The organism is Thioclava sp. SK-1 (genome assembly GCF_001705665.1).
Taxonomy (GTDB): Bacteria; Pseudomonadota; Alphaproteobacteria; order Rhodobacterales; family Rhodobacteraceae; genus Thioclava.
Map to the genome: position 1 here is coordinate 91470 of NZ_MDHA01000026.1, position 21214 is coordinate 112683.

Annotated in this window: 16 protein-coding genes and 1 riboswitch; of the genes, 3 read left to right on the plus strand and 13 right to left on the minus strand. The window is 58.1% G+C overall.

The window, feature by feature from the left end; all coding sequences use genetic code 11:
- Positions 1 to 9 precede the first annotated feature (9 nt).
- Positions 10 to 58: riboswitch (SAM-SAH riboswitch) on the minus strand.
- A gap of 11 nt (positions 59 to 69) precedes the next feature.
- The 5 genes from lnt to dksA all read right to left on the minus strand — a co-directional run bounded on the left by lnt (position 70) and on the right by dksA (position 4934).
- Positions 70 to 1617 carry an apolipoprotein N-acyltransferase gene (gene lnt, locus BFP70_RS04625; RefSeq protein WP_066010199.1) on the minus strand — a complete coding sequence of 516 codons (1548 nt, stop codon included), beginning with the start codon at positions 1615 to 1617 and terminating at the stop codon, positions 70 to 72.
- A gap of 28 nt (positions 1618 to 1645) precedes the next feature.
- Positions 1646 to 2560: a hemolysin family protein gene (locus BFP70_RS04630; protein WP_066010200.1), complete on the minus strand. Its 915-nt coding sequence runs from the start codon at positions 2558 to 2560 to the stop codon at positions 1646 to 1648.
- Between the two features lie 38 nt (positions 2561 to 2598).
- Complete coding sequence (gene ybeY, locus BFP70_RS04635; protein ID WP_066010201.1) at positions 2599 to 3099, minus strand: rRNA maturation RNase YbeY; 501 nt, start codon at positions 3097 to 3099, stop codon at positions 2599 to 2601.
- 50 nt (positions 3100 to 3149) lie between these two features.
- Positions 3150 to 4322, minus strand: a complete 1173-nt coding sequence (locus BFP70_RS04640; RefSeq protein WP_066010202.1) for an FAD-dependent monooxygenase — start codon at positions 4320 to 4322, stop codon at positions 3150 to 3152.
- A 189-nt stretch (positions 4323 to 4511) separates the two neighbouring features.
- A complete protein-coding gene (gene dksA, locus BFP70_RS04645) occupies positions 4512 to 4934 on the minus strand; it encodes an RNA polymerase-binding protein DksA (RefSeq protein ID WP_066010203.1) in 423 nt (140 codons plus the stop codon).
- Between the two features lie 233 nt (positions 4935 to 5167).
- Between dksA and BFP70_RS04650 the strand changes: the two genes are divergently transcribed.
- From BFP70_RS04650 to BFP70_RS04660, 3 genes are all read left to right on the plus strand, one after another.
- On the plus strand, positions 5168 to 6007 hold the full coding sequence (locus tag BFP70_RS04650) for a MoxR family ATPase (RefSeq protein ID WP_066010204.1): 840 nt from the start codon (positions 5168 to 5170) through the stop codon (positions 6005 to 6007).
- Between the two features lie 180 nt (positions 6008 to 6187).
- Complete coding sequence (locus BFP70_RS04655) at positions 6188 to 7477, plus strand: DUF3422 family protein (RefSeq protein WP_066010205.1); 1290 nt, start codon at positions 6188 to 6190, stop codon at positions 7475 to 7477.
- A 66-nt stretch (positions 7478 to 7543) separates the two neighbouring features.
- Entirely contained in the window at positions 7544 to 8512 is a 969-nt protein-coding gene (locus tag BFP70_RS04660) for a siderophore-interacting protein (RefSeq protein WP_066010206.1), read from the plus strand.
- 73 nt (positions 8513 to 8585) lie between these two features.
- On the opposite strand, the gene BFP70_RS04665 is transcribed toward BFP70_RS04660, so the two are convergent.
- The 8 genes from BFP70_RS04665 to BFP70_RS04700 all read right to left on the minus strand — a co-directional run bounded on the left by BFP70_RS04665 (position 8586) and on the right by BFP70_RS04700 (position 21120).
- Entirely contained in the window at positions 8586 to 10286 is a 1701-nt protein-coding gene (locus BFP70_RS04665; RefSeq protein ID WP_066010207.1) for an ABC transporter ATP-binding protein, read from the minus strand.
- Positions 10287 to 10297: 11 nt separating this feature from the next.
- Positions 10298 to 11068, minus strand: coding sequence for an ABC transporter ATP-binding protein (locus BFP70_RS04670; RefSeq protein WP_066010208.1), 771 nt, complete (start codon positions 11066 to 11068; stop codon positions 10298 to 10300).
- Positions 11065 to 13026: a Fe(3+)-hydroxamate ABC transporter permease FhuB gene (gene fhuB, locus BFP70_RS04675; protein WP_066010209.1), complete on the minus strand. Its 1962-nt coding sequence runs from the start codon at positions 13024 to 13026 to the stop codon at positions 11065 to 11067. Before fhuB ends, BFP70_RS04670 begins: the two co-directional genes overlap by 4 nt.
- Positions 13023 to 13835, minus strand: a complete 813-nt coding sequence (locus tag BFP70_RS04680; protein WP_066010263.1) for an ABC transporter substrate-binding protein — start codon at positions 13833 to 13835, stop codon at positions 13023 to 13025. The genes fhuB and BFP70_RS04680 overlap by 4 nt, the downstream gene beginning before the upstream one ends.
- A gap of 68 nt (positions 13836 to 13903) precedes the next feature.
- Complete coding sequence (locus BFP70_RS04685; protein ID WP_066010210.1) at positions 13904 to 16009, minus strand: TonB-dependent siderophore receptor; 2106 nt, start codon at positions 16007 to 16009, stop codon at positions 13904 to 13906.
- A 101-nt stretch (positions 16010 to 16110) separates the two neighbouring features.
- Positions 16111 to 16992, minus strand: coding sequence for an AraC family transcriptional regulator (locus tag BFP70_RS04690; protein WP_083217353.1), 882 nt, complete (start codon positions 16990 to 16992; stop codon positions 16111 to 16113).
- A gap of 144 nt (positions 16993 to 17136) precedes the next feature.
- Positions 17137 to 19503, minus strand: a complete 2367-nt coding sequence (locus tag BFP70_RS04695) for a methyl-accepting chemotaxis protein (protein ID WP_066010211.1) — start codon at positions 19501 to 19503, stop codon at positions 17137 to 17139.
- 204 nt (positions 19504 to 19707) lie between these two features.
- Complete coding sequence (locus BFP70_RS04700; protein ID WP_066010212.1) at positions 19708 to 21120, minus strand: amidase; 1413 nt, start codon at positions 21118 to 21120, stop codon at positions 19708 to 19710.
- Between the last annotated feature and the right edge of the window lie 94 nt (positions 21121 to 21214).

Genomic DNA, 21214 nt, shown 5'->3' on the forward strand with positions numbered 1-21214 from the left:
GAAAGGTCTTGCTCCATTTGGGTATCCCCGCCACGTCAGGAAGCCGTTGTGACGGTTCGATGCGCGTTGCTAGCTGTCGGATTCGACAGGGTCAACGAAATAGCGCCCAAGGAATGAAAATCCGGCAAACAACAATAAAATCAGTGCGATTATCGGCCCATCCCCCATTCGCGTATAGGGTGTGGGCGCCCGTGACGGCGGAACAGTCACATCCAGATGGCCGATTTCGCCCAAACCAAGCTGGGCGATCACAGTGCCAGAGGCATCAATCATCGCAGTGATTCCCGTATTGGCCACCCGTGCGATCGGCAGACCGAATTCAATTGCGCGCATTCGCGTCAGGGAGAAATGCTGCCGTGGTCCAGATAAAGTTCCAAACCACGCATCATTGGTGACCTGCATGATCCAATCCGGGCGCGAGGGAGCACGGCGGATATCTTGGGGAAACACTGCCTCATAGCAAATCAGGGGTTGCACATGGCCCGCGCGCCCCAGATCAAGCACCGCTTCTGCCGCGCCGGGGGTATAACCATGTCCCTGCTGCGCCGCAAAAGCCGATACGCCAAACCGTGCCAAAACATCGCCAAACGGGATATATTCGCCAAAAGGCACCAGATGCACCTTATCGTAGGTTGGACCGATCCGCCCCTGAGCATCCATCACCGCAAGTGAATTGTAATACCGCGTGCCTACCGCGCGTTGAACTCCAAATGCCAGAGGCGTGCCTTTGGCGGCCTGCGCGATCATGTCCAACCCATCACCGGGCCATTCCAACAGGAACGGCACAGCGGTTTCGGGCCAGATGATCAGATCAGGCACCGGATCACCCGGTGCCACCGGCGCGGCGGTCAGGTCAAGATGGCGGCGAAAGAACATGGTCCGATATTGCGGCAACCATTTCAGCCGCTGCGCCGCATTGGGCTGTATCAGACGAAGATTGATTGGCACCTGACGCTGCAGCACGGGGCTGCGCAGCCAGTCACCCGGATCGGTCCACAGCCCCACCATAACCACTGCCATCCCGACGGCGCAGGCCTGTCCGGCGCGCCAGCGGATACAGGCCAAAGCCGCAGCACACAGCACTGTAATCAGGCCCAACCCCAATTGACCCATCACCGCAGCGGCTTGTGCAATCGGCGTATCAATCCAAATATGACCAAACAGAACCCAAGGGAAACCGGTGAACGCATAACTGCGCAGCACATCGCTGCATATCAAAGCCAAGGCGATGACGACCACACGCCACGGACCTACACCCAACCGATGGCCAATACCGCAGGCCAGCCCCCAAAACAGGCCAAACCCCGCGCCCATCAGCAAAAGCGCAAATGGGGCCATCCAGCCATAGACCTCTGGTTCAACGAAAAATGGCTCGGTGATCCAATACATCGTAACCAGCGTATGGCCAAATCCGGCGGCAAACCCTATCCAGCCCGCCGAAGGGGCACACGGTTGTCGCCCGGTCAGCCAAAGCAAAACGGCCAAGCCCGCAAGCGTGGCGGCCCAGATACCAACAGGGACCTGTCCCAGGCCCATGACGGCACCACAGGACACCGCCGCCAAAAGCAGCCGCCACGAGGGCCGCACCCCAGCGCGTAAGAAGACCGGCACTCGCACCTGTTACCCTTTGTTTGAAGCGCCCGGCCTATTCCGCCGGGGCCACCCCGGGAAGCCGCACGCGCAATCGTTTGATGCGGCGCGGATCTGCGTCAACGATCTCATACTCGACACCGTTTTCCGCGACAATCACCTCGCCACGGGCGGGCACACGTCCCGCCTGCATGAAGACCACACCGCCCAAAGAATCAATTTCTTGTTCTTCCTCCGCATCTGCCAGTGTCATGCCGATCTCTGCCTCAAATTCGGACAGCGGCGCACGGGCCAGAACGATCCATTGCCCCGGCTTTTCAAGCCGCCACAACCCGCCTTCGGCCTCGTCATGTTCGTCTTCGATTTCACCAATGACCTGTTCAATCAGGTCTTCCAGCGTCAACAGACCGTCAACCCCGCCATATTCATCAATCACCAAAGCCATATGGATCCGCTGCACCTGCATCTTTTGCAGCAACACCCCAATCGGCATGGATGGCGGCACATATAACAAGGGGCGCAAGATGGTCGACAGATCAAAACCGCCCTCTGGCGTTTTGCCAAACCCGTATTCCAGCGCCAGATCCTTTAGATGTACCAACCCAAGCGGCGTATCCAGTGTTTCGCGGAACACTGGCACACGGGAATACCCATGCTCACGAAACACTTCCACCAGCTCTTCGCGGGTGATGTCCCCTGGCACGGCGACGATTTCGACTTTGGGAATAGAGACATCCCCTACGCGCATACGCCGCAGGTTTCCCAAGCCGGGCAGACGCGCCTGATTTGGCGTCATCTCTTGGCGTGGTTCATCATCGTCTTCGCCATCGTTCTCATCACTGTCATTGGACGCACCTTGTCCAAATAAACGTGTAAAAAATCCCCGCGAGTGGGGCTCGATAGACTCTCCCGGCTCTTGTTCAACGGCCGGAGCGTTGGCGGATTGTCCTCCGTCAGCGACGTGTCCCATTAGTCCTTTCCAGTTACACCGCGACCTGCGGCATAGTCTTACATAGTATAGGGGTCTGAAATTCCCATCGTCCCAAGAATGGTGATTTCAATCCCTTCCATCAAGTCAGCATCGCGCGATCTTATGTGATCATATCCCAAAAGATGCAAAATTCCGTGAATCAGCAAATGTAAGACATGTGACTGTGGCGTTTTTGACTGCTCTTGCGCCTCTTGCATGCAGGTTTCATAGGCAATTGCCAAATCTCCCAGCGCGATTGTGTTAAAAATATCCGGCACGGGCACAGTCGGCGTTTCGCCATCTTCAGCAGCGCCGCGTTCTTGGGCAGGCCAGCTAAGAACATTGGTCGGGCGCGGTTTGTCACGAAATTCTGCGTTCAGATCGGCAATGGCGTCATCATCACAGGCCAGCACGCTTAGCTCACATAAATCTCCATCCAGCGCGAAATGCGCAGCTACGGCCGTTGCCGCGCGCTGCACCAAGCTGCTTAGCTGCAACCCGTTCCAACGGGGATCTTCGATATCAATATCAATCTGCATCCGCATCGCCTACGCGGTCAGAGGGTGGCAAACAAGACAAATCGCCCAGATCACAGCGGTGTTGAAATGGCGTCATATTCATAGACCCAGTCAAAGCGTGACATCAGTAAATTCGGCGCAAAACGCGACAGGCCGCGAAGGCCCAGATGGCCAACAGCCCGCTTGGCCCCAGACAGGTGATAATTGCGCGCATTCGCATTAGCTGCAGCGACGATTTTCGTTACGCGCGGCTCGCGCGCCGCTTGATAGGCCGCAAAAGCAGCCTGCGCTGTGCTGTGGCGTGACAATGCCTCGGTCAGCACCCAGGCATCTTCCAATGCCATCGCAGCGCCCTGCGCCAGAAAAGGCAGTGTCGGGTGGGCCGCATCGCCCAAAATGACTGCGCCTTGCCCGTGCCAATGTTTGGCGACACGGTGACGAAACAATCCCCATAGGCCCGGTTGATTCACCTGCGCCAACCAGTCTTGAACTTGCGGACAAAAATCCGCAAAGGCGGTGCGCAGATTGGCCGCGTCATCGGTCTTTGACCAACCTTCATCGACCCATTCATGGCGCTCTTGCACAGCGACGATATTCCGCCGCCCGCCGGGCAGAGGATAGCTGACCAAATGCTTGCCAGCCCCCATGAAAACCTGCGCGACGGGGCGTGCATCGGCAGGGGCAGTGATCACCGCCCGCCACGCCACCTGATGGGTGAAAAACGGGGCCACCCGCCCATTAAGCGCCAGCCGCACCTTTGACTGCAGCCCGTCCGCGCCGATTACGATGTCACTGTGCTGCACATGGCCCTGCCGCGTCACCAACCGGGGCGGGTGTTCGCCCAGCTTTAGATGTTCAACATCACGCAAAAGCCGGATTTGCACACCCGCATCACGCGCGCCCTGCGCCAAAATATCAATCAACGCAGCGCGATGAATGAAGCGATAGGCAGAATCGGGGCGCAACCGCCCCATGTCCAGCCGCGCCACCGCTTGTGCGGTTTCGCCATTCACCAGCTCAACCGCATCGGTGCGTAAACCCGCGTCTGCCAGCGCCTCAGCCAGCCCCAGCGCGTGCAGAACCCGCGCGGCATTGGGCGATATTTGGATCCCTGCGCCAACCTCCTGGATCGCCGCGGCACGTTCCAGGACCTCCACCTGCGCGCCCTTCAATGCGAGGGCCCGCGCCACGCAAAGCCCGCCAATTCCTGCCCCGACGATGGTAATCTTTTGACCCGACAGCATCCGCGCTCTCCCCTTCAGACATAGCAACACCGACACGTTCAAGTGCCGGTGCGTCCTTGTCCATGTGGTGAATTGACCACAAACCGCACCGCACCGCGCAGCGCAAGCGGACTGTGGTAAATTCAACCAACCACCGAACCCGTGCCCGTAATGACCAAGCGCACGGATGCCCCCCGATTAACGGGAATATCAATCGTCGCGATGCACTCGCTCACGGCGTTCGTGACGCTCTTGCGCCTCTAATGTCATCGTCGCAATGGGACGTGCATCCAACCGCCGCAAAGAGATCGGCTCGCCCGTCTTGTCGCAATAGCCATAATCGCCTTCGTCAATACGACGAATGGCGGCATCGATCTTGCCGACCAACTTGCGCTGACGGTCCCGCGTGCGCAATTCCAGTGCGCGATCGGTCTCTTCTGACGCGCGGTCCGCAATATCAGGAACGGCGCGTGCAGATTCGGACAGGCCCTCAAGCGTTTCAGCAGATTGCTCAAGCAGCTCATTTTTCCATGTCAAAAGCTTGCGGCGGAAATATTCAAGCTGCCGATCATTCATGAACGGCTCGTCCTCACCTGGGCGATAATCATCCGGAAGAAAAATTTCGGGTTTCATCACTGGCCTTTCTATGGTGCCTTACCCTTGTCGTCTGGAACACAAACCCTCCTCGGTTGCATTCCGTGGCGCTCGAATACCGTAACCACTTGGACTTGTCACCAGTATGTCTGCGCCCGCGATTAAGAATGCAGCAAAGATGAATATGCAGGCAAGGCCGAATGCATTTGCCACAAAAATAACCCACGAAAACGTGGGCGCCATGTCAGATGGACCGAATCTTGGAGAGAGAATTGGAATTTCACTCAACGGAAAGTTACATCGCACCGCCAGATTTGACGGTTGCGGTCAATGCAGCCGTCACTTTGCAGCGGCCGCTGTTGGTGAAGGGCGAACCCGGCACCGGCAAGACCGAGCTAGCGCGCCAAGTCGCCACCTCATTGGGTCTTCAGATGATCGAGTGGAACATCAAATCCACCACCCGCGCACAGCAAGGACTGTATGAATATGACGCCGTATCGCGGCTGCGTGACAGCCAGCTGGGCGATCCAAAGGTGGAAGACATCGGCAATTACATCCGCCGCGGAAAACTGTGGCAGGCCTTTGACAGTGACCAACGCGTGGTGCTGCTGATCGATGAAATCGACAAGGCAGACATCGAATTTCCCAATGATTTGCTGCAAGAGCTGGATCGGATGGAATTCCATGTCTATGAAACAGGCGAATTGGTGCGCACCAAGAAACGTCCTGTGGTGATCATCACATCGAACAACGAAAAAGAATTGCCAGACGCATTTTTACGCCGGTGTTTCTTTCACTATATCCGCTTTCCCGATGCCGACACGATGCGCCAGATCGTGGCCGCGCATTTCCCCAATCTGAAGCCCGCACTGCTGACAGAGGCGCTGACACAGTTCTATGATATTCGTGACACGCCAGGGTTGAAGAAAAAGCCCTCCACCTCGGAAGTATTGGATTGGTTGAAGCTGTTGCTGGCCGAAGATCTGTCGCCCGAAGACATGAAACGCGATGATCGCAGCCTGTTACCCAAGCTGCATGGTGCCTTGTTGAAAAACGAACAAGATGTGCATCTGTTTGAACGTCTGGCCTTTGCCGCGCGGCGTCAGCGCTAACATTTTACCCACTTATCTGGTGCCACCCGCCCTGCATGCGCTGTCTGGGCGGGGGAGTGGGCGGACATCACGGGTTGTGCACCATTGCATGCAGATAAATCTCTGAAATTGTTAATCAATAATATTTACTTCACGGAAATGTCAGCTATTTCTGGGAAAACAAATAAGCAAAGATTTCCCATGAGCCCATTTGACGATCACCCGCAGCGCTATGCTTTGGTCAATGAACTTCACGCGCGCCCCTATCCCAAAATCGGCGTTCCCGCGCATGTCGTTTATACAGCGGTCAAACAACAAGTTGATGCGGCCAACCGCGATCGCGCGTTGGATCTGGCGCATCTGAATGAATTGCTGCGCCGCAATGGTGCCACGCCCGCCAATGAGGGGGCGGCCCATTATACTGGCGACATTGGTCGGTCGACGTTGAAATGGGAAAGCCATACCGAATTCGTCACCTATCTGTCGCATACGCCCGGCGGATCTGAGCGGCCGTTTGATCCGGCGCAAACTGATGTATTTCCCGATGACTGGATCGCGCAGGCGCCGGGTAAACGCCTGTGCGCCGTGCATATCCGTATTCTACCCCTGCCCGAAGACCACATGGACATCGGGCCGATGCTTGATGATTGGTTCGTCGCAGAAAGTCTTGTGTGCACATGGGTATTGGAAGGCGCTGCCGTGATCGCCGGGGATTTCCGCATTGATGAGGCCGGACAGATGCGCTTTGCGCTGTTTGTGCGCCCAGGCACCGGGTCCGGACGCATTGGCCGTGTTGTTCAGCGTATTTGTGAAATTGAAACCTATCGTGCCATGTCGATGCTGGGCCTGCCAAAGGCCCGGGAACTGACCAAACGGCTGAATGCGCTCGACAGTGATCTATCTGAAATGGTCGGCCAACTGGGCGATGAATCGCAGCCCGCCGATCAGACATTAAACGCGCTTTTGGCGATCTCGGCAGAACTGGAGACATTGGCCGTAAAACATAGTTTCCGTTTTGGAGCCACCGGCGCCTATGAGGCGATCTTGCGCGACAGGGTCGCGGTTTTGCGCGAGACCCGGTTTGAAGGGCGCCAGAAGCTGGGCGAATTCATCCGCCGTCGCTACGATCCTGCGGTGCGCACCGTGCAATCTGCGGAACGACGCTTGTCGACGATGCTGACGCGCGCAGCCCGCGCGGGCGAGTTGCTGCGCACCCGGGTGGATGTCGAACGCTCGGCGCAAAATCAAAAGCTGCTGGAAAGCATGGACCGTCGCTCTGACCTGCAGTTGCGGTTGCAGCATACGGTCGAAGGGTTATCCGTTGTCGCGATCAGTTATTACGCCGTCAGCCTATGCGGCTATCTGACCTATCCGATTGCCAAGGAAATCGGCCTGTCCAAGGAAATGATGGTTGCCGGGCTGACGCCTTTGGTGATCGGCGGCGTTTGGCTGATGCTACGCCAAATCAAGCAAAAGATGGGCGGGCATTAGCGCCGTCGGCTCTGGCGTTCACTTGTATTTCCGAGTATTTTACTTGGGGATATTTAAGGGCCAGTCATGTCACTTACGCAAAGCTTCAGCACGAACGGGCAAATCATCACCGGCGCCGCCGCAGCACAGGCGCTGATCAAACTGCGGGGGCAGGATTACGGCTGTGAATTGACTGAAACGCCGGGTCGGTTGCAGCTGTCGCTTTGGGGGTGTCTGGTCACGCTGACACATGACGGCGGCGCGGCACTGGTGCAGCTGGCCGCGCCAGAGGATCGGTTGATCCGTATGGTGCAAGACAATCTGACAGAGCTGCTGTCTGCGCAGGATTTGGCGATCGCTTGGGACGATGTGGCAGCAGGCGCATTGGCGCCGGGCCTGTCGGTGATGCAGGTGGCGTGGGTGAACCGGATTTCTGCGGGGTTCTGGCGGGTGCGGGTGCGCGCGCAGCCTGGCACATTGCCAGATGCGGACCGTTTCGCGCGCGGCGGGCTGCATTTTCGTCTGCTGATCCCGGCCGATTCTTCTGCCCCTGTCTGGCCCCGGATCAATAAGAAAGGCCGCGTAGATTGGCCCGAGGGCAACGATGCGCCGCATCGTGCGGTCTACACCGTGTCGGCACAGGCCGAAGATTGGGTGGAGTTCGACATTTTCGACCATCCCGGCAGCCCAACCTGTGACTGGGTTCGGACCATGCCAATCGGGCAGCCAGTGGGCCTGTTGGGCCCGGGCGGCGGCTTTTGCCCCAGCGGCGCTGCGCTATATTTATTAGGTGATGAAACCGCCTTGCCCGCCATACGGCGCATCATGGAATTGGCGTCGGTGCCTGTGCATATTTGGGTGTCAGCCCCTGCCGAAGATCTGCCTGAAAACGCGACCTATAGTCCGGATTTGTTGCAAGATCTGGCCGGCATTCAGGCTGGCGAAGATGGCTTTGTTTGGTTTGCTGCACAAGCTGATCTGGCGAAGGCCGCACGCAAGATGCTGCTGGCGAAGGGCCTTGCCAAAACCCGTTTCATGGCGGCCGCATATTGGTAACGGGCCGCCATCATCGGCATGGTGTGACGCGGGCCCCACGCCCAAGGCGTATGGCCCGCTGGGACAATCCCAGTCAGGCGGCCAGCGCCGCATAAGCACCGGCCCGCGCGATCAAATCGGCATGGTTGCCGGTTTCCACAATCGCCCCGTGATCCATCACCACGATACGATCTGCATTGCGGATCGTGCCCAGACGATGCGCGATCACCAATGTGGTGCGCCCCTCAGACAGTGCCTCCAACGCGGATTGGATTTCCCGCTCGGTCTGGCTATCAAGTGCCGAGGTCGCCTCATCCAGAATAAGGATCGGCGGGTTTTTCAAGAAGGCACGCGCAATCGCAACCCGCTGTTTTTGCCCCCCCGAAAGGGTGACACCGCGTTCACCCACGATGGTATCAAGCCCGTGTGGCAATGCCTCGATCATCGTGGTCAGCTGGGCCTTGGCGGCGGCGTGCAAAATGTCATCCTCGGTTGCACCCAACCGACCATAGGCGATGTTTTCACGCAACGTGCCCCCAAACAAAAACACATCTTGACTGACCAAGCCGATTTGCGCGCGCAGGCTTTCTAACGTGATCGTGTCCAGCGGATGACCATCCACCGTGATCTTCCCCGATGTCGGCGTGTAAAACCGCGGCAAAAGCGCCAGCAGGGACGATTTCCCGGCCCCAGAGGCACCAACAAAGGCCACTGTCTCTCCGGCTGTCACATCCAGCGAAATGCCATGTAAGACGGGGCGACTGTCGTCATAGGCGAAATCGACCGCCTGAAACCGGATATCACCGCGCAGATTGGGGACGGGTTTCGCCTGCGGGCCATCACAGATCTCTGGCTCAATTTCCAGCAGATCCAGATAGCGGCGAAACCCTGCGATGCCTTTGGGATAGGTTTCGATCACAGCAGCGATCTTTTCCAACGGGCGAAAGAACACATTCACCAGCAGCAAAAAGCCCACGAACCCCCCGGTCGACAGCGACCCGTCCAATACAAACCCCGCTCCGGCAACCATCACCACGACCTGCACAAACCGCATGCCCATGTAATGCAGCGTCGTCGAGGTTGCCATGACCTTATAGGCCGATAGCTTAGTCTCGCGATATGCGGCATTGTCACGGGCAAACAGCCCTTCTTCATGGCGCTCATTTGCGAAAGCCTGCACCACGCGGATACCACCGATAGCCTCTTCCAGCCGAACGTTAAACGCGCCGATACGGCTGTAGATATCACGAAATGTCCGGGTCATGCGCCCGCCATAAACCGACACAACCGCCACCGACACAGGCACGATCAACACGGTGATCAGCGCCAAACCCGGATGGATCATCATCATCAACAACAAGGCCCCGACAAAGGTCATCACCGCGATGAACAGGTCTTCGGGTCCGTGGTGGGCGACCTCTCCGATGTCTTCCAGATCGCGGGTCACACGGGCGATCAGCTTGCCAGTGCGCGCGCGGTCATACCACCGCCAACTAAGCCGGGTCAGATGGCCAAAAGCACGGGCACGCATCTCAGTTTCGATATTGATGCCCAGCATGTGCCCCCAATAAATCACCACTGCCATCAACCCAGAATTGACAACATAGACCGCCAGCAACACCACAGCGGCTGCCACCGTCAGCCACCAATCACCTTGTGGTAGCAATCGATCGATAAAACCGGTGATCGCCAGTGGAAAGGCAAGCTCTAACAGACCGGACAGGACCGCCGATCCAAAATCAAGAAAAAACAAACGCTTATATGGTTTATAATAGGCTATAAACTGACGCAGCATAGATATGGTCCTTAGGCAATCGGATAGGTCAAAGGATGGGGATGGCCAGTCACAACCTGCATCGGCAGGCCATAAATCTGATGTAAAATAGGTGGGCGTAGCAGCTGTTCCATCGGCCCCTGAAAACACAGTTTTCCATGCGCCAGCGCGATTGCGTAATCACAAAAGCGCGCGGCCATATTCAAATCATGCATAACAATCACCGCTGATAATCCCTGTGTATGGCACATGGTTTGGACAAGGCCCAAGACCTCAACCTGATGGGCGACATCAAGCGCCGATGTCGGCTCATCCAGCAATAGCGTCCGTGCGCCTTGCGCCAGCATCATCGCGATCCAGCCGCGCTGACGTTCCCCCCCAGACAATGTCGACACATCGCGGTCGCGCAGCCCCGCCATACCGCACAGATCAATCGCGCGGTCGATGGCGGCGTGGTCGTCGCGCCCCAACCGGCCCAAAGCGCCACACCACGGATATCGCCCCAGTGCCACCAGCTCTTGCAGATACATCCCATCCGTGGATGGGGTAACCTGGGGCAGATAGGCCAATGACCGCGCAAGGTCACGCCCACGCCAATCTGGCAACGACCGCCCCTGATAGGATACCGTGCCACGGCTGGGCTGCGACTGACCCGACATTAACCGCATCACGGTCGATTTACCCGAACCATTTCGGCCCAAGAGCGCCGTAACACGGCCTTCGGGGACATCCACGCTTAGGCCATCGATCAACCTGCGTCCCGGCACGTCGAACTGCACAGATGACAAAGAAAACAGCGTCATAGCCCTCTCCTGCGGAGCAGCGCGATCATCAACCACGGCGCGCCAATCAAGGTTGCAAATAAGCCAAGCGGCAAATCATAAGGATAGGTCATGCTGCGCGCCCCCCATGCGGCGAGGACCATCAAGACCGCGCCCAAGATCCACGCCCCGGCAACGAAACTGCCCGCCCGGACAAGGCCAAGACTGCGCGCGATATGCGGTGCCATCAGACCGACAAAACTGACCGGCCCGACCAGAACACTCGCCGCCCCCGTGGCCAAACCTGCAAGTAAAATCAAACCGATGCGCAGGCGGGCGCCGCGCAGCCCCAGCCCCTGCGCAATTCCCGTGCCCAGTGGCAAAATCTCAAGCACACGCCGCGCCAATATCAACACGCCCAACACCAAAAGCGCCAAGGCACATAGCGCGACCGCACCCGTCTGTGTCACCCGTGCCGCACTGCCCGACAGCCATCCCAGCACCGTCCATGCGCGCGGATCCCCCGTTGCCGTCATCACCGCCAAAACCGCCGATGAAAACGCACCCACAGCCAATCCGGCCAACAGCACGCGTGCGGCCCCCAGATCGGCACGCGCCACGCAGATCAACAATACCGCCAGGGCACAGGCCGCGCCTACGCCCGCACCCAAAGCCAGCGCAATCGGCCCCGGCGCAGGCACAAGCCACACCACGGCCGCATAGCCCAATGAGGCACCGCCGGTGACGCCCAAGACCTCTGGCGCGGCCATCGGATTGGCCGTCAACCGCTGCAGCACGGCCCCTGCGCTGGCCAACAATGCACCCGAAGCACCCGCCGCAAGCAAGCCAATGGCGCGCAATGGCACAATCTGCGGCCAAAGCTGTGTCGGCAACATACCCCAGCCCAGCGGCACACGCCCCCAGACCAAGGTGATCGCCGCCAGCGCAACACCCGCGCAAATGAGCCAGAACACGCATAAATCCGCACGTTCGCGCCGATGCGGGGCGCTGTGGCTTTGCACAATTGCCGCACGGACCTTCGGTAGAAGCAACAGCATCAGTGGCCCGCCCAAAAGCCCCGTCATCGCCCCACTTGGCAAGGCCGGGCCACCCCCACGCGCCACCGCGATCAACGCCAGATCAATCACTCCCAGAAGCAGTGCACCGATACAGGCCCCCGCCAGCAAGATTTGCCCGGGACGGCGCGCCCCCAACCGGCGCGCCATCGCAGGCGCGGCAAGCCCGACAAAGCCCACCAGCCCCACCTCGGCCGACACCGAGGCCGACAGCCATACCGCCAAAAGCAGCACACCCGCACGCAGCCACGCTACCGGCACGCCAAGCGCCACGGCCGTTTGCGATCCCAACGCCATCACGGCAATCGGGCGTAACATCAACCGCGCCCCGATCGCACCACAGGCCAGCACCGCGCCCATGCGCCAGATGCCTGACCAATCCTCCCGGACCAGCGATCCACCGGTCCATAGAACCAACGATAACAGATAATGCCCCTGCGACAGCGTCACCGCAGTTGAAACTGCACCGGCCAAAAGCCCGATCAACATCCCCGCAATGGTCACACCGACAGGTGCAAACCCTTGCCGCGCCGCCAAAATCATCACGATCCCCGTGGTCAGCGCCGCGCCAGCAAAGGCCACAGGCCCACGTCCCCACAACAAAACATCGGGCATCAAGATCGTGGCGCAAACCAATGCCAATTGCGCTCCACCTGCCACGCCCAATGTGGTTGGGTCCGCCAATGGATTGCGCAAGACCGCCTGCATCAACGCGCCTGACAGGCCCAAAACGGCACCCACCAGTAATGCCAAAACCAATCGCGGCGCAAAACCAAAGGCAAATCGCAATTGATCCAGGCTTAGCTGTGCGGCCGGGGTCAGCGGGCGCGGCCAATCCGGTATTGGCACCATTGCCTGCGCCATCCACATCGCACCCAGGCACCATATCATCGCGCCCAAGCCAACATATCGCCATAAGGTCATTGAATGACCCCCGCCACCAATGCCCGCGCAAACCGTAACGCCGAGGCCATACCGCCATAGGGGTTAGACGGGGAAATCCATGTCACCTGCCCAGATGTCACCTGCGGCAAACGCGACCAGAATATATTCTGCGACAAACCTTTTGCGACGCTGGGCGGAACCTCTCCGACGACCAATAATCGTGCGGGGGCAAAATCAAGCAACCGGTCAATCGGCACCGGGGCGTTAAAGCCGAACTGCGTGTGTTCACGCCAGATATTGCGCAGACCCAAGCGGTCGACCACACCACCGTACAGGCTGTCTGCACCAAAAATCTGCACATGGCGTGCATCGCCAATCGTTACCACACAAACAGGCGTGGCAGCATAGGATGCGACCTGCGCGGCCAGCTGCGAAAACTCTGCCTCGGTCTGGGTGGCCAGGGCCTGATCTGCGTCCTGATCCCCGACAGCCCGCGCCAATGCTGTTTGCGCCGCACGCAGCCGCGGCAAAACCGCGGAGCCAGGCACAAAAAGATCGGGCACCAGAACCGGTGCAATTCGCCCCAACTGCGGCCCGATAAACCCATAGAAATTGGATGATAGCACCAGATCAGGTGCAAGCATTTGCAACGCCTCAAAATTGGGACCACCGCGCAGGCCCAGATCGGCGCAGCCCGGCGGCACAACACATGCTGTGGTTTTGCGAAACTGAATCAGTTCGGCTATGGCGACGGGCGCATGCCCCAGCGACAGCGCGGTTTCGGCCATCGCCCAATCCACCGCAACCAGCCGCCTTGACACGCCCGCGCGCACCGATCCCCCGACCATCAAGCCCAGTAAGCCGCTTGTCAAAGCGCGGCATAATCCACGCCGAGAGATCTGCGCCCGTCCCATTGTCAGAAATCGTATGTCAGGCTGGCAGCAACCGTGCGGCCATCGCCGTAATAGGTGCTTTGAAATCCAACAGCCGAAACATAGGCCTTATCTGTCAGATTGCTGATATTCAACCGCGCCGTGGCGCCCATCCAATCATAGCTGACGCCAAGATCGACCAATGTCACCGCATCCAGCGTCTGCGAATTGGCATTGTCCGCCCAACGTTCGCCAATATAGCGCAAACCACCACCCAGCGTCAGACCATCAAACATGCCCTGCGCGATATGATAAGATAACCAAAGGCTTGCACTGTGGTCCGGGGTATTGGACAGCGCATTGCCGGCATTTTCGCCCGAATCGATGCGGCTATCAGCATAGGAATAGGCACCGTGCAGCGTCCAGCCCTGTGCCAATTGCGCCACGCCTTCCAATTCCAGCCCGCGCACATTGGCCTGACCCACCTGCACCGTCTCCGACACGCCACCAATCATCACATTACTGTTGCGGTTCGTCTCAGTCAGATCATAGATCGCAGCACTGAAGAAGCCGTCAAAACCCGTGGGTTCATATTTCGCACCCAGCTCCCATTGTTTGCCTTTGGTGGGTTTCAGCAGCTTACCATTCAACGCGGTATCAGCCTGCGGCGCAAATGAGGTCGCATAGGACAGATAGGACGATACGCCACTGTCCCACACATAGCCCAGACCAACACGGCCCGTTGTTTCGCTATCATCGCGGTCCAGATCGGATGTGCTATAATTGGTCACATTCTGCCCGCGTTGGCGGTTCCAATCATGACGCAGCGCAAGCGATCCGCGCCAATTGCCCAACTCCAGCTCATCCAGAGCATACAGACCAACCTGCGTGACATCGACATTCTTATCTGCCGTATACCACGGCGCGCCGATCGTCACATTGCCATAGCTGGGGTTGGCATAGTCAATGCCACTGGCCGTCGACAACCCCGTAAGCGCCGATTCAGAGAACCGCCGCGCGTCCAGACCCAGCGTCAGGTTATGTTCTACCGCGCCGGTCTGCATCTGACCTTGCAAACGCGTATCTGTGGTCAGGGACCAAGTGTCCTCAGACTGCGTTAAATAGCTGCGCGGCACCATCGTGCCCGTGGGGGTGCCCACGCTAAGCGTGCCGTAATCCCAGGTGAATTTTGAAAAACGCGTGCTGTTGGTCACGCTCCAGCCATTGCCAAAATCATGATCAATGATCACGCCAATATTGGCCATGCTGCGGTCGCTGTCATCGGCGCTGGTGTCGGCAAAATAGAACCCGCGCAACGCATCATCGGGATATTCCCCGACAAAGCTGTTGGGCACGCCCGTTGGCGCTTTGGGTTCGTCTTTCTGATACGACCCCAGAACCTGAACCGTGGTGTTATCCGTGGGTTGATAGGTGGTCGCGATGCCCAGGTAGCCATGCGGATTGTCGAATTCTTCAACCTCCCCCTTGGTATTGGACAGCTTCCCGGTCAGGCGATAGGCGAATGTATCGGACACCACGCGATTGCCATCGGCAAAAACCGCAGCAGAGCCATTGTTGTCAAAGCTAGTGCCAATTTGCGTCGACGTATCCACCAAATTCGCGCGTTTTTGCACCAGATTAAGCACGCCTGCCGGCGAGGCCGCGCCAAACAGAACCGAGGCCGGCCCTTTCAGCAGCTCTGCGCGCTCAACCCCGTAAATTTCAAAGCTAGGCGCGCCATAATCGGGCCGGAAAGAACGCTGCAACCGCAGCCCATCCAGATAGACGTTATTTTGCAGATCATAGCCGCGCAGATAGAAACTATCGAAACGCGGATCATTACCATAGTTTTCGGTCACAACACCGGCGGTGTAACCCAATGCCTCGGCGATATTGCTCGCGCCCTGATCTTCAATCGCATCCCGCGTGATCACCGCGACAGAGCCTTGCTGTTCAAGGATCGGAGTGCCGGTTTTGGTGGCCGCGCTGGTCGTGGCAACATAGCCGGGGGTGGCAGCGGTTGGATCGGCTTGCCCTTCAACGACAATCGGCGCAAGCGCAATATCCTCTTGTGCATGAGCTGCACCGATTTGCAGCGCAAGCGCGCTGGCGCTCAGCAATAACAAAGGCAATTTTGAGGTTTGTGGCATGACAGCTCTCACAAGAAATTAGATCGATGGACGGATTTCCCGAGCGTTTAGATCAAGAATTCACTCACGTCTTGAACCAGACCACCGCACCTGCAACAATTTCACCGCATCCGCCGACGCCATTGTGAAGGCGGCTGACCAAACCGCGCCCGAAACATGCGCGACAAATGCGCCTGATCGGCAAAACCCGTGGCATAGGCAATATCGGCCAGATGCATCGATGGGTCGGTCATCAGATCGCGCGCTGCCTGTAGGCGCATCTGCGCGACATATCGTAGGGGCGTTTCGTCAAAGCTGGTTTTGAATGCGCGCGCGAACCAACTTTCCGACAGGCCGACAGCCTGCGCCATCTGCGCAACCGTGATCGGCTGCCCCAAATGCAAATGCAAAAATTCGATCAATGCTGCACGATGGGACGCGGTCAGCCCGCCCTTTGGCAGATCACCGCCTTGCGCATCCGCCTTCGGGCCCAGCACGTCGCCCAACAATGCGGTCAATAAGCCGTCCAGCATCAGATCAGTGCGGGAGGGGGCTTCAACCTCGGCTGCGGCCATTCGCGCCAAGGTCAAAAGCTGTGACCGCTCCGCAATAAGATGGGTGTCATGGCTGGCCGTCGACAGTTGGGACAACCGCTGCCCCAATGCGCCGCGTTCCAAATGGAAATCAATATGGCTTAGGGTTGCGGGGCGGTCCAGTCGGCTCCACAATGGCACACCTGCCGGGATGAATAGCGCACGCGGGCGCTCCAACCGTGCCTGATCTGTCTTGACTTGAAGCTGAGGCGGTTCCGCATCTAAAAAGACCACCAATCGCGGATCGGGAGAGACATAAAACCCGCCGCCCCCCTGTTCGCCGGCGACATGCCAGACATCGGCCACAACCCCTGTCAGCCGCCGGAATGCCAGCGGTTGCAACGTCCGAAAACGCGACACTTCGGCCCGCATCTGCGGACGAAATGATGGTGTGGTATACGCGAAGGCCATAGCGCGGTCTTTCAAATATAAGCGGATCGCCAATACCTGACTAAAAAGATAAGAAAATTCAACTCGTCTAATTCGATAGGTGTGCGACCTGCGTCACACCCCATACAGGGCCGCAATCGCGACGGCAGCTACCTCCCTGAAATCTCAGGCCACTTTGGCGCGTGATGCCTGCGCACTGTCAATCTGAAAGATCGCCACTTCAGCCACCAAAGAAGACGTTTCACTGCGCAATGTCGCAATCGCTGCATTGGTTTCTTCGAACATGGCAGCATTTTGCTGTGTGCTGCGGTCCAATTCATTCGTGGCTTTAGCTATTTCGCTGATGCCGACCTCGGTCTCTTTGGCAGCATTTGCGATCTGTTCGATCCGTTCAAATACTTTGCGAATGCCGCTGACGATCTCGGACAAGGCGGTGCCTGAAGCATTGACCATCCCGACGCCGCGGCCAACGTTTTCGCCCGATGTCGTAATCATCTCTGAGATTTCGCGCGATGCCTCTGACGAGCGCTGCGCTAAAGCCCGCACTTCGGATGCCACAACGGCAAAGCCCCGCCCCGCCTCGCCTGCGCGGGCGGCTTCAACCCCCGCGTTCAATGCCAGAAGATTGGTTTGAAAGGCAATGTCGTCGATGACTTGTAATACCCGCTCAATACGTTCCGACGAGGCCTGAATGGCCTCCATCGCGGTGATGGCGTCTTGCACCACCTGATGACCATGTTCGGCGCATTGCGTGATATCTTTGACCGTCACGCGGGCCTCACCACTGGAATTGGACACCGATGCCACGCTGCCCGACATCTGCTCCAAGGCTGATGCAGTCTGTTCCAACATGGCCGCATTCTGTTCGGATCTGCGGGCAAGGTCACCGGCAGCATCGCCGATCTCTCCGGTAGAGTTTTCGATCATTTGCGCCGATTGGTTAATCCCGTTCACCGCCCGTGCCAAAGCTTCACTGGCCCGATTGGCCGCATGGCACATTTCTGCAAAGATCCCATCGAATTCATCTGATAGGCGATAGGTCAAATCGCCGTCAGCCAGATGTTGCAACCCCCGCTGCACCGCAGACAATGCTTGATCGGTCGTATCACTGATCTGGTTCATGCCTTGGCAAATATCCGCAAAGACACCGATTTTCCCTGCCATATTGATGCGGTGAGTGAAATCACCACGCGCGCAGCTGGCGACGACACGATTGATTTCACCGATGACCGCCAATTCCGCCTGTCGCGCCTTTCTTTCCTCTTCGGTCACGCGCGCCTGCTGCGCGGCCCGCTCGTCGCGCAAGGCCTGTTTGCGATCTGCGTCTTCTTGCATACGCCGCATCTTATCTGCCGCCGCTTTGGCCTCTTGTTCTTGTGCGACAAGGATACTGGCGCGGAAATGCTCTAACGCAGTGCTGACATCAAGCATCTCTTGCAATGAGGAATTTGGAATAACGACATCCAACTGACCGCCCGACATTTTATCGGCCGCCATGATCACCCCGCGTACATCATGTGACACGCGCTGGATTGCGCGGCGCCCCAGTATCAATGTTACAAACAACCCGGCTACAGACACAAACGCCGCCAACAGCACCAAATTGCGCGCCCCGGCACGAATGGCATTGGCGCGAGCGATAATATGGTCCGCCAGGCGGTTTTCCATCTGTTTCATCTGCGTGATGCGTTCTGAAGCGGCGGCGAAAAATTCCGGACCCGTAACACCCTCCAGTGACCCGGTTTGCGGAAAGGCCAAAGCCACATCGCGCATAGTCTGCAATGTCTTGGTGGCCTCTGCATTGTCAATCTGCGCCAGCCAGCCCAGCTGTTCGTCATCGGCATATCTGCGGAAAAAGGTAAACCCAAGCTCTTGCTGCGCAATCAATTTATCAAGCACCATTAACCGCGCCACATCAAAGCCACCAACAGCAAACCCGCCCGACCCGACCGCGCGTTCGATGCCAGCACGTTCCTTCGCCGCCAAAAAGGATGAAAACCCCGAAACAGCCGATGCGATCTCGGCCTGGGCGCTTTGGGCGCCAATATTTCCAATGATGCTCAACGCTTGCGCGTTCAATCCGGTGTAATATTCAACCGCATCCTTTGGCGAAATCGTTTGCGCATCTACTTGTATACGCAAGGCCGGGCGGCGCGACAAATCCTGCTGCATCTGAGCCAGGACCGTACCGACCTTATCGCTGATATCGCGCTGGGCGGTGGTGTCGAGCACCGTGCGAAGCTGTGCGCTGCGCTCATCGGTTTTGTCACGCTGTGCCGCCAGCTCTGGCCCGAATTGTGCCCCCCTGGAGTTTAAAAACAAGCTGGTCGCGCCGCGTTCGCGCTGTTGTTCATGTACCAGATTGCTAAGCGCGGCCACGACAACCATTTGCCGCGACACCCGCGACGCATCCGACCATATACGCCAGTTTTCAACGATCAGCATACCGCCTGTGATCATAATGACCCCCAACGGGATCGCCAGCACCGCCCAGATTGTGGCCCCAAGGCTCCGGGATTTCACAGCCGTCATTCACATATCCAATTTTGTGATCCGCTTTCACATTGGCCTACACCCATTCGGGTTAACGCAACCTGTGCATTTTTTTGCGAGCGACACCAGCAACCTTGGATTGAAAAATATTCCTATTAAATTGCAATGGGTAAGATATTGATGACGGGCCAATTTGGCCCGCCAAATACTGCGTAAAATTGAAACAAAACCCCGACTCGTGGCCTATTTCGGGAAGGCCATCGGCCAAGGGCGCATTTTGGGCCGCAGCTGTTCATACAGCTTAGCGACCTGCAATACGCCCAGATCATCAAACCGACGACCTGCAATCTGCAAGCCCATTGGCACGCCATTGCTGTCATATCCGCAGCAAACCGTGACGGCGGGTTGCTCGCTTAGGTTATAGGGTAAGGTGAAGCCGATCTGATCCATCGCGCGGTTCACATCATTAGTTACATAACCCCATTGCGCCGGAAAGCTGGTATTGGCGGCCACCGGCGATATCATGAAATCATAGCTATGGGTGGCTGCAACTGTGCGCGCGCGGATCTCAAGCGAGGCGGTGTAATCGGCAAAGCCTTGCATGGCAGTCCACTCCCGTGCCGGGGCGACCCATTCCATGAACAATGGCAGGACTTTTTCGCGCTGATCAGGCCGAAGTGCCGCGACATCTTGGGCGCCACGAATACGCCAAAAACGATCCAGCGCGTGCAATAGCTCATCGCTCATCCATGGGTCGACATATTCAACAACCGCCCCGGCGGCTTCGAACAATTTCGCGGCGGCTTGCACCGGGGCGATCACCTGCGGATCAAGATCCATACCGCAGCCTGCGTCCAACTGCAGCCCAATCACCTTGCCCGTCAGATCAATGTCCAAATCCGTCCATTGGATTGCATTGGCCGGCAGGTTCATATGGTCGCGCCCTGTCGGGTCTGGGCGCGACAACACACCCATCATCATCGCGCAATCCGCTACCGTGCGGGTCATCGGCCCCGCCGCGCGCCCCATATAGGGCGGTGCAATCGGCACTCGGCCAAGCGACGGCTTCAATCCCACAAGCCCGTTCCATGCCGCCGGGAACCTGACGGAACCGCCGATATCGGTGCCCACATGCAGCGGCCCGTAGCCCGCCGCACCGCCCGCCCCTGCCCCCGCGCTGGAGCCGCCGGGGTTCATCGCCGTATTCCACGCGTTGCGTGTCAGCGGGTGAAAAGAGGATAGACCCGACGACATCGCACCATATTCAGGCATGGTGGTTTTCGCGGTAATGATCGCCCCAGCCTCCCGCAGGCGCGCAGCCGGTGGCCCATCTTCTGTGGCCGGCACCAGATCCGTCGCGGCCGTTCCCAAAGGCACTGGCGTGCCTTTGGTGGCGATATTTTCCTTAATCGTCGCCGGCACACCATCCATACAGATCCCGCCTTGCGCAATTTGCGTGCCTTTCAGCCAGCGCGCCTCTGACTGTTGCGCCGCGGCAAGCGCCGCTTCGGGGTCAAACGCATAGGTCGCGTGCAGCGTAGGTTCGCCCCGCTCAATCTGGGCGATGACCGCCTGCGTTACCTCTACCGGGGACAAGTCCTTTGCCCGATAGGCCGCCACCAGTTGCGTCGCCGAGAGTTCATGCAAAGCCGTCATGCGATATCCTTCCAAATAAGCGGGCTAGGCCGGTTGTTCACGCACGACACAGGGCCAATCAGACTGAGTCGCCACGCATCGTATGTATTGATTA